The following is a 9,068-nucleotide window of genomic DNA, read 5'->3' as shown; positions in this document are numbered from 1 at the left end:
TTCACCGCCGCCGGCACGTCCTACGCCACCCACGGCGAACCGCTCATCCCGGTCTACGTCTTCTACTCGATGTTCGGCTTCCAGCGCACCGGCGATTCCTTCTGGGCCGCCGCCGACCAGATGACCCGCGGGTTCATCATCGGCGCCACGGCAGGACGCACCACGCTGACCGGCGAAGGCCTGCAGCATGCCGACGGGCACTCCCCGATCCTGGCGGCAACCAACCCGGCCGTCATCACCTACGACCCGGCGTTCGGGTACGAAATGGGCCACATCATCCGGGACGGCCTGGAGCGGATGTATGGGCGCGGCGAAGCCGGGAAAGAAATTGCCGGCAACGATCCGTCGCGGAACCTGATGTACTACCTCACGGTGTACAACGAGCCGATCGTGCAGCCGGCCGAACCCGAAAACCTCGACGTCAACGGTGTCCTGAAAGGCATCTACCGGGTGTCGGCGTCGGACTTTGACGGGCCTAAAAGCCAGATCCTGGCCTCCGGCGTGTCCGTTCCGTGGGCCCTCGAAGCCCAGCGGATCCTCGCCGAGGACTGGGGCGTCTCGGCGGACGTCTGGTCCGTGACCTCCTGGACCGAACTCCGCCGCGACGCCATGGCCGCCGAGGAAGAGGCCTTCCTCAACCCCGGCCAGCCCGCCCGCGTCCCGTTCGTGGCCCAGCAGCTCGCCGGTGCCACCGGGCCGGTCGTGGCGGTCACCGACTACATGAAGGCCGTGCCGGACCAGATCCGGCAGTTCCTGCCGCACCAGTTCGCCTCGCTCGGCGCGGACGGCTTCGGCTTCTCCGACACCCGCGCCGCGGCCCGCCGTTTCTTCAAGAACGACACGCACTCGATTGTAGTGAAGACCCTCCAGCTGCTGGCCTCGCGCGGAGAGGTCGACGGCGGGGTGCCCGCCTACGCGATAGACCGCTACAAGCTCCTGGACGTCACCGCCGGGACCACCGGCGGAGCGGGCGGCGACGCCTGAGAAGCGCGTTATGGTGGGCAGATGAGCGACAGCAGAGCGCACGGCACCGGATCCGGCGGCACGACGGCGGTGCTGCTGGCCGCCGGAGCCGGGACGCGGCTGGGGCTCGGGCCGAAGGCATTGCTCCCCCTCCGCGGCCGCACGCTGGTCGAAGTGCTCGCTGACGTGCTGCTATCGGGCGGCTGCCGGGAGGTGGTGGTGGTGCTTGGCGCGGATGCGGCAAGGGTCCGCGCCGCCACCGAACTCGGCCGGCACCGGGTCATCGACAACCCGCACTGGGCCAGCGGGATGGGCAGCTCGTTCCGGGCCGGTATCACCGCTGCGGCCCCGGAGGACCATGTGCTCATTGCGCTGGTGGACGAGCCCGGCCTGACCAAAAAGACCGTCACCCGGCTGCTGGGGTCCCACCGGCCAGGCCGGGTGACGGCGGCCGCCTACCGCGACGCGGACGGGAAACTGCAGCGGGGACACCCGCTGCTGCTCGATGCCGGTCTTCGAACCGAAGCCGCGGAAACCGCTACGGGCGACGCCGGCGCCCGGCATTTCCTGCGGGCCCACCCGGACCTGGTTGATCTGGTGGATTGCAGCGACCTCTCCAACGGCGAGGACCTCGACTCTGCCGACCAGCTGCACCTCCTGGACTAGCGCCGGTTTTAGCGCGAGTGAGCCAAAAACTCCTGCAGTCCACGCTTGAACCCGGACCGGCCGCCGTGCGCCGGGTGCCTGATTTTCGGCACGTCCATGCCGCTGCGCTGCAGGCTGCGGTAGGCCACGTTGCCCACGGCCACCACGGTGTCGATGCGGAACGCCTCAGCGAGCGCCTGCCAAAACGGAGTTCCCAGCGCAGCCTCGGAAGCCTTTGGCGTGCGGTTGGACAGCGGCCGCCCGGGCACGTGGGTGTGCCACGGGCAGGCGCTCCACAGCAGGGGCAGGAATTCCAGCTCGGCCAGCACCTGCCACATCACCGTGGCCGTCGGCTCCGCAGCGATTCCCGCAGCTTCCGCCGGGAGCACGTAGCCCTTCCCCGGCCCGAAAAGCCCAAACTCGTTGGCGGGGCCCTCGAACATGGTGCGGTTCGTGAAGGGAACCCCGGTGATCCCCATGCCCCTGTAACCGGGGGCTTCCCCCACGAGCAGGACCTTGGGGTCGCGGTCCTGCATCTCCCGCAGGTAGATGGTCAGGTTCCGCCGGCGCTGCGCATTTCCCGGCGCGGTGTGATCGAAGAAGTTGTTGCACCCGGGTCCTGTTGCCACGGCCGCAAGACGGTCAACAAAGCCATCGATGGAGGATGAAGTCATTCCGTACCCGTTTCGTTGACAGCCGGTAGGTCCTCCAGAATATCCGGGCCGCTACACCGTCGGCGCAGGCGAGCCGCTTTAGCATGGGGGGATGACGGACATGACCATCTTCACGGTGGGGCACTCCACTCATCCCATTGGCGAATTCATCGGCATCCTGCAGGCCCACGGCGTCAAGAAGCTGATCGACGTGCGCACCGTCCCGAAGTCGCGCCACAATCCACAGTTCAACGGGGACGCGCTGGCCGCGAGCGTGCGGGCCAGCGGAATCACCTACCGGCGAATGGAATCCCTCGGTGGTCTGCGGCACGCCCGGAAGGACAGCCCCAACGGCGCCTGGCGCAACGCGTCGTTTCGGGGATATGCGGACTACATGCAGACCGAAGAATTCTCCGCGGCCATCGACCAGCTGCTGGACCGCGGGCGGGCCAACGATTCGGCAATCATGTGCGCGGAAGCCGTCCCGTGGCGCTGCCACCGCTCGCTGATCGGTGACGCGCTCCTGGTCCGGAATGTCGGGGTGCTGGACATCATGACGGAAAAGTCCGCGAAACCCCACACCCTGACTTCCTTCGCCCGCGTTGAGGGGAAGCGGGTGTGGTACCCGCCGGCCTAACGTCGGCTACGCCAACCACAACGCGAGGTCAGCTACGGCCCTGAACCACGCCGCCATGGGCCGTTTCTGACCCTGCATTGGTTTGAGGAGGGTCTACCAGCGGGGGTGGATCGATTCGCGGAAGTAGCGGTCATAGATTTCGCGGACGCCGACGTCGAAGGTGGCGTCAATGCCGCTGACATCCGCCGCGGCGGCGTTGGCGCGCGCCTGGTCCACGTTCCGCGCGCCCGGGATCACCGTGCTGACGCCGTCCTGCGCCGCGATCCAGGCGATGGCCGCCTGGGCGGTGCTGACGCCGTCGGGCACCAGTTCCTCGAACTCGGCCACCGCTTTGAGGCCCTGGCCGAAGTCCACGCCGGAGAAGGTCTCCCCGACGTCGAACGCTGAGCCGGTGCGGTTATAGTTCCGGTGGTCGTCCTCGGCGAAGGTCGTGTCCGCAGTGTATTTTCCGGAGAGCAGCCCGGAGGCGAGCGGGACGCGGGCGATGATGCCCACGCCGGCGGCCTCAGCCGCGGGCAGCACCTTGTCCAGCGGCTTGAGCCGGAAGGCGTTGAGGATGATCTGCACGGTGGCGGTGCCTTCGTGGCGCATGGCCTCGAGGGCTTCCTCGGTCCGCTCCACACTGACGCCGTAGTTCCGGATGGCGCCCTCGGCCACGAGCGTGTCCAGCGCGTCGTAGACCTCGTCGTTGCTGTACACGGCGGTGGGCGGGCAGTGCAGCTGGACCAGATCCAGCTGCTCGACGCCCAGGTTGCGCCGCGACCGGTCCGTCCATTCGCGGAAGTTGGCGAGGTTGTAGTTCTCCGGCCGCTGCTCCACCCGCCGGCCCATCTTGGTGGCCACCGTGATGTCCAGACCGGGGTTGTCCGCGAGGAACGCGCCGATGGCCTGCTCGCTGCGGCCGTCGCCATAGACGTCCGCGGTGTCGAAGAACGTGACGCCCGCTTCGGCGGAGGCCGCCAGGATGGCCTGCGCCTGCGCGGGGTCCACGTTGCCCCAGTCCGCGCCGAGCTGCCAGGTCCCCAGCCCGACGGTGGAGACGTTTCGTCCGGTTTTGCCCAAGATTCGTTGTTCCATCGTCCGACTATAGGCCGTTAACGGCCTCAAAGCGGGGGAACCAGCCCCGCCTCCTTCAGGGCCAGGTAAATCTTGTCCCGGGAGATGGGCAGCTCGGAAAACCTCACGCCGGTGGCGTTCCGGATGGCGTTCGCGAGCGCCGGCGCCACCGGGTTGAACGGGCTCTCGCTCATCGACTTCGCGCCCAGCGGGCCCAGCTTGTCGCTGGTGTCGGCGAAGTACACCTCGCTGCGCGGCACGTCGGCGAAGGAGGGGACGTGGTACTGCCGCAGGACGTCGGTGGTGACGCGGCCGGCGTCGTCCACTGTGACCTCCTCGTAGAGCGCAGAGCCGAGGGCCTGCGCGATCCCGCCTTCGATCTGGCCGCGGCACTGGCGCGGGTTGACCACCACGCCGGCATCGGCCGCCTGCACGCTCTGCAGGATCCGCAGCTCCCCCGTCCCGGTGTTCACCGCCACCCGGAAGCCCTGGACATTGAACGCCACCGAGCGCGGCGTCCCGCCGCAACGCCCCTCGGCGGCGAGCTCGACGCCGGCCTGCTCAGCGGCGTCGTAAATATCCGTCAGGGGCACCCGGGTTCCCTCGCAGACCACGGCGTCCCCGTCCAGGACGCAGCCGGAGGGCGGCACGCGGCGGAGGCCGGCGGCGAAGGCGCGGATGCGGAGGGCGAGGTCCTCTGCGGCGGCCAGCGTCGCTTTGCCGGCCACCACGGTGCCGGCAGATCCGAACGCGCCCGAATCGTGGTCCACGAGGTCGGTGTCGGACTGCCGGAGGGTGACGCGGGCGGCGGAGGTGGACAGCGCGGTGGCCGCGAGCTGCGCGTGGACGGTGGTGGTGCCGTTGCCGAATTCTGCCGTCCCGACGTCGGCGGCGTAGGTCCCGTCGGGCAGGAGCCGGAGCCTGGAGTGGGCATAGTGGCCGCGTGGCGGGACGGTGTCGATCATGGACAGGGCAGTCCCCTCCCCGACCACCCAGTCCGGTCCCGGGCTGTCGAGGCCGGCCGCGCGGCAGCGTTCCCGTCCACGGGCCAGGGCGTCCTCTACCAGCTTCGTGCACTGGTCCAGGCCGTAGCTTCCGTAGCGGACATCTTCCTGGGGCTCGTCGCGGATGGACAGCATGTCGTCGCCTTCCCGGACCATGTTCCGGCGGCGGAACTCCAGGGGGTTCATGCCGATCGCTGCCGCGAGCTCGTCGATGCCGGATTCGATCGCGAAGATCATCTGGCTGAGCCCGTAGCCGCGGAAGGCACCGGACGGCACGGTGTTGGTGTACACGGCGTGGGCGTCCACTTTCTTGTTGGCGCACTTGTACACCGCCAACGACTCGCCGCAGCCGTGGAACATGACCCCGGTGGCGTGGTTGCCATAGGCGCCGGTGTTGGTGAGCACCTCCAGCTTCAGTGCGGTCAGCCTCCCGTCGCGGCTGGCGCCGGCCGTGAGATGGATGGTGAAGGGATGCTTGGTGGTGGCGGCGGTGAACTGTTCGGTCCGGGTGAATTCAAGCTGCACGGGGCGGTTGAGCTTCAGGGCCGCCAGAGCGACAACGTCCTCGGTGAGCACCTCTTGTTTGCCGCCAAAACCGCCGCCCACCCGTCCGGCAACCACCCGGATCTGCTCTTCCGGCAGGCCGAACACCCGCCCCAGGGTGCGCCGCACCAGGAACGGTACCTGGCTGGAGGTGCGGATCAGCAGCCGCCCGTCACCGCCGATGGAGGCGATGGAGGCATGGGTTTCGAGCGCCATGTGCTGCACCCGTTGAGTCCGGTAGGTGTGTTCGTGGATGAAGTCCGCCGCGGCGAACCCGGCCGCCATATCGCCGAGCTCGGAATGCAGTTCCGCGACGACGTTCCGCTCCGGCCGGCTGATGCGGGCCGTGGTTGCGTCCTTGTCCCCGTGGAGGGCGGGGGCGCCGGGGAGCATGGCGTTCTCCGGGGTAAAGACCGCATCCAGCACCTCGTAGTCGACCTTCAGGGCCCGCACGCCTGCCTCCGCCGCCGCCACCGTCCCGGCGACGACGGCGGCGACGCGCTGGCCGGTGAACCGCACGACGTCGTCAAAGACGCGGGTGTCGTCCGGGTCGTCCGTGTAGAGCTCGTGCTGCGCGGTCGAAAACAGCTGCGCCGGGGAGTCCTCATGGGTGAAGACCGCCGCGACGCCGGGAATCGCCAGCGCGGCTGCTGCGTCGATGGAGCGGATCCGGGCGTGGGCATGCGGGGAGCGCAGCAGTTTCGCGTGCAGCAGCCCGGGCAGCTCTTCGGCCGGGACGTCCAGGGTGTAGCGGGCCCGCCCCGTGACGATGGCGAGGCCGGCGGGGGCAGGAGCGTCGTCGCCCAGTTGTCCCTGGCGCGGCTCCGGCCGGCCTGGCCCCGCGGCCGCCGTGTCCGGGCCAGAGGGGTCCGTTCCAGAGGTGACCGGGCGGCTCCCCCTCCCGCAGACGGCGTCCTCGATGGCCGTGTACCCGGTGCACCGGCACAGGTTGCCCTTCAGGTTCCGCGGCAGGTCCGCCTTCTGCTCCTCATCGAACGTCGCGGCCGTCATCACCATGCCGGCCGTGCAAAAACCGCACTGGAAACCCTGCCGGTCCAGGAACTGCTGCTGCATCGGATGAAGTGCGGCGCTGTTGGGGTCACCGGAGGCGCCGGAGGCGCAGGCGGCAGCCAATCCTTCCACCGTGGTGACCGCGCGGCCTTCCGCGCGGACGGCGGGATAAATGCAGCTGTGCACCGGCACCCCGTCCACATGCACCGTGCAGGCGCCGCAATCGCCGGCGTCGCAGCCCTTCTTGACACCCAGGTTCCCCTGTTCGCGAAGGTACGTCCGCAGGCACTGGCCGGGCCGGGGTTCGGCCTGCGCCGGGATGCCGTTGATCTCGATTCTCATGCTCTGGCACCTTCCGTCCGGGGTCCACCGTTCAGGGTCCTGCCCCGCGGCGGCCAGAAGTCACCGGTTATGCGTAACGGGTCGCGGCCTGCCGGGGTGGTGAGTTCGGCCTGGATTTCATGGGCCAGCCGGTACGTCATGTCCTTGCGCCAGGCGGGCAGGCCGTGGACGTCGTCGTGGTACAGGTCATCCGGGATGGCGGCATCCAAGGCCTCGGAGAGAGCATCAGTGAGGGCGCCGGCGAGCGCCGCCGCGGAGGACCCCAGGCGCAGCTGCACGGGGCGCTTGGTGGCTGCGGTGACGGTCAGGACCAGGGCGCCGCCGGCGTCGAGCCTTCCAATCAGCAGCACCGCTGACCTGCCCAGGTTGCTCAGCGACAGCCGGCGGAAGGCAACCCGGGAGGACAGGGCCGCCGCCGGCAGGCTCACGCTGCGCAGGAGCTCGCCGGGAGCGAGGCAGTTCGTCCCGTCGCCCGTAACGAAGTCCAGCACCGGGAGCCTGCGGCGGGCGCCGCCGGGGCCCAGAATGGTGGCCGTGGCGTCGAGCGCCGCGCAAAGCGAGATCATGGGCCCGGCCGGCAGGGAAGTGCACAGGTTGCCGCCCACCGTGGACATGGTCCAGACCTTGAAGGAGGCCACAAAGGACTCGCAGCAGGGGCGGACGAGTTCCACGCCGGGCCAGTTCCCGGCCAGCCCCCGGCCGGCGGCCGAGCCGGGGAACGCGTACAGTTGCGCGATGGTGCAGGTTGCCGCCAGCTCGATGCCGTCCGCCGACAACGCCAGGGGTGTCCAGTCCGTGGAGCCGAGGTCCAGGAGGCGCCGGAGCGGTTCCTGTCCGGGGGCGGGGCTCCCCGCGGAGAAAAGCACGGTGCCCCCTGCGAGCCAGGCGTCCCCTTCGCGCCACTGCGCCGGATCCGCGGTGCGGAGCACGGCCTCGATGGTGTTCATGTCCACTGGGCCTCCTGGGATGCCGGCATGCCGGCGCTGCTGTCGCGATGGCTGCTGTCTTGAGGACTGCTGTCTTGGTGATTTCGGGCGTAGTGGTGAATGGGGCCGCTGGAATCCTTCAGGGACGCGCTGCCCTGGACCAGCCCGGCGGCCTTGCTCCGGTTGGCCACGAGTTCTGCCGTGATGGACACCGCGACCTCTTCCGGCGTGACGGCGCCGAGGTCCAGGCCGATGGGTGAGTGCAGCCGGGCCAGGTCGCCGTCGGCCACGCCGGCCTGCCGCAGAGCGTCCATCCGCCCGCGGTGGCTTCGCCTGGACCCCATGGCGCCGACATAGCCCACGTCCAGGCCGAGCGCGGCCTGCAGGAGCGGGACATCGAATTTCGGATCGTGCGTGAGGACGCAGATGGCCGTCCGTGCGTCGGTGCGGCCGGCCCGTGCCTGGTCCGCCAGGTACCGGTGCGGCCAGGCCGTGGCCACCTCGTCCGCGGCGCCGAACCTGTCCTGCTGTGCGAACGCCGGGCGCGCATCGCACACCGTGACATGGAAGCCCAGGAGTTTCGCGGCCGGCACGAGTGCCGCACCGAAGTCATTGGCGCCGAAGATCAGCAGGCGCGGTGCCGGTAGCCGGCTCTCCACCAGCAGGCTCACGGGTTCCTGCTGGCGCTCCCCCGCGGGCGCGAGCCGGACCAGCCCTGTACGGCCTCCCCTCAGCAGCGGTTCCAACTGGGCTGCTGCCGCCCGCATCGCGAGCCCGGCACCGGCGGAACCGCCCGCACCGAGCATCGCGGCGAGTTCGGCCGACTGCAGTACCTGGAAGGCCGCCGGGTCTGGAACCACGACGGCGCCGCGTCCGCCGGCGTCCATCCTGCGGATCAGCGCGGCCCCGGCCGGATGCCTCCCGGCCAGGGCCTGCAGGCTGTCCAGCCGCAGCCGGCCGGGCCCTGCGCCCAGGGGTTCGATGTGGATTTCCAGCCCGCCGCCGCAGGTCAGCCCGGCGGCAAACGCGTCCTCGGCGCTGTAGCCGAAGAACTCCCGGCGCGTCCCGCCGTCGCGCATTGCCTCCAGGGCCGCTTCCACAACGGCCCCTTCAACGCATCCACCGGACAGGCTGCCCAGCACCTCGCCGGTCTCCGAGACCAGCATGGAGGTGCCCACGGGCCTCGGCACTGATCCGGCAGTGCCCACGACGGTGGCCACCGCGCAGAGCTGCCCGGACGCGGCCGGCCGCCATGTGCCCAGGTGCGGGAGCAGATCCAACATGGCCG

The 9,068-nt window shown here is 69.8% G+C and carries 8 protein-coding genes; 3 read left to right on the top strand and 5 right to left on the bottom strand.

Features of this window, described 5'->3' with window-relative positions:
- Both AC1D0A_RS12970 and nboR read left to right on the top strand, forming a co-directional pair.
- On the top strand, window positions 1-984 hold a 984-nt coding region (locus AC1D0A_RS12970; protein WP_476945982.1), incomplete at its 5' end, for a transketolase-like TK C-terminal-containing protein.
- Window positions 985-1,005: 21 nt separating this feature from the next.
- Window positions 1,006-1,629 carry a nicotine blue oxidoreductase gene (gene nboR, locus AC1D0A_RS12965; protein ID WP_476943195.1) on the top strand — a complete coding sequence of 208 codons (624 nt, stop codon included), beginning with the start codon at window positions 1,006-1,008 and terminating at the stop codon, window positions 1,627-1,629.
- Window positions 1,630-1,637: 8 nt separating this feature from the next.
- Here nboR and AC1D0A_RS12960 read toward each other — a convergent pair whose 3' ends face one another.
- The gene (locus AC1D0A_RS12960; protein ID WP_476943196.1) at window positions 1,638-2,282 is read right to left on the bottom strand and encodes a uracil-DNA glycosylase; all 645 of its coding nucleotides are present in this window, start codon (window positions 2,280-2,282) and stop codon (window positions 1,638-1,640) included.
- Window positions 2,283-2,373: 91 nt separating this feature from the next.
- On the opposite strand from AC1D0A_RS12960, the gene AC1D0A_RS12955 reads away from it, so the two are divergent.
- Window positions 2,374-2,898: a DUF488 domain-containing protein gene (locus tag AC1D0A_RS12955; protein WP_243180674.1), complete on the top strand. Its 525-nt coding sequence runs from the start codon at window positions 2,374-2,376 to the stop codon at window positions 2,896-2,898.
- Window positions 2,899-2,991: 93 nt separating this feature from the next.
- Here the strand turns inward: AC1D0A_RS12955 and AC1D0A_RS12950 are convergent, their stop codons facing one another.
- From AC1D0A_RS12950 to AC1D0A_RS12935, 4 genes are read right to left on the bottom strand one after another with little or no spacing between them, the layout of a single operon-like run.
- Complete coding sequence (locus AC1D0A_RS12950; protein WP_243180673.1) at window positions 2,992-3,975, bottom strand: aldo/keto reductase; 984 nt, start codon at window positions 3,973-3,975, stop codon at window positions 2,992-2,994.
- 26 nt (window positions 3,976-4,001) lie between these two features.
- Complete coding sequence (locus AC1D0A_RS12945) at window positions 4,002-6,854, bottom strand: molybdopterin-dependent oxidoreductase (RefSeq protein ID WP_476945981.1); 2,853 nt, start codon at window positions 6,852-6,854, stop codon at window positions 4,002-4,004.
- Window positions 6,851-7,807: an FAD binding domain-containing protein gene (locus AC1D0A_RS12940; protein WP_476945980.1), complete on the bottom strand. Its 957-nt coding sequence runs from the start codon at window positions 7,805-7,807 to the stop codon at window positions 6,851-6,853. The genes AC1D0A_RS12945 and AC1D0A_RS12940 overlap by 4 nt, the downstream gene beginning before the upstream one ends.
- Window positions 7,798-9,063, bottom strand: coding sequence for an XdhC family protein (locus AC1D0A_RS12935; RefSeq protein WP_476945979.1), 1,266 nt, complete (start codon window positions 9,061-9,063; stop codon window positions 7,798-7,800). Before AC1D0A_RS12935 ends, AC1D0A_RS12940 begins: the two co-directional genes overlap by 10 nt.
- Window positions 9,064-9,068: the final 5 nt, after the last annotated feature.

The sequence above is a fragment of the Arthrobacter sp. P1_D4 genome, from assembly GCF_056406115.1.
The sequence above is the reverse complement of the archived record's forward strand: the minus strand, read 5'-3'. Positions and strand labels throughout refer to the sequence as shown.

What these genes read in the sequence shown, in the direction of transcription:
- nboR (WP_476943195.1), top strand. Translation starts at nt 1,006, where the DNA reads ATGAGCGACAGCAGAGCGCACGGCACCGGATCCGGCGGCACGACGGCG.
- AC1D0A_RS12960 (WP_476943196.1), bottom strand. Translation starts at nt 2,282, where the DNA reads ATGACTTCATCCTCCATCGATGGCTTTGTTGACCGTCTTGCGGCCGTG.
- AC1D0A_RS12955 (WP_243180674.1), top strand. Translation starts at nt 2,374, where the DNA reads ATGACGGACATGACCATCTTCACGGTGGGGCACTCCACTCATCCCATT.
- AC1D0A_RS12950 (WP_243180673.1), bottom strand. Translation starts at nt 3,975, where the DNA reads ATGGAACAACGAATCTTGGGCAAAACCGGACGAAACGTCTCCACCGTC.
- AC1D0A_RS12945 (WP_476945981.1), bottom strand. Translation starts at nt 6,854, where the DNA reads ATGAGAATCGAGATCAACGGCATCCCGGCGCAGGCCGAACCCCGGCCC.
- AC1D0A_RS12935 (WP_476945979.1), bottom strand. Translation starts at nt 9,063, where the DNA reads ATGTTGGATCTGCTCCCGCACCTGGGCACATGGCGGCCGGCCGCGTCC.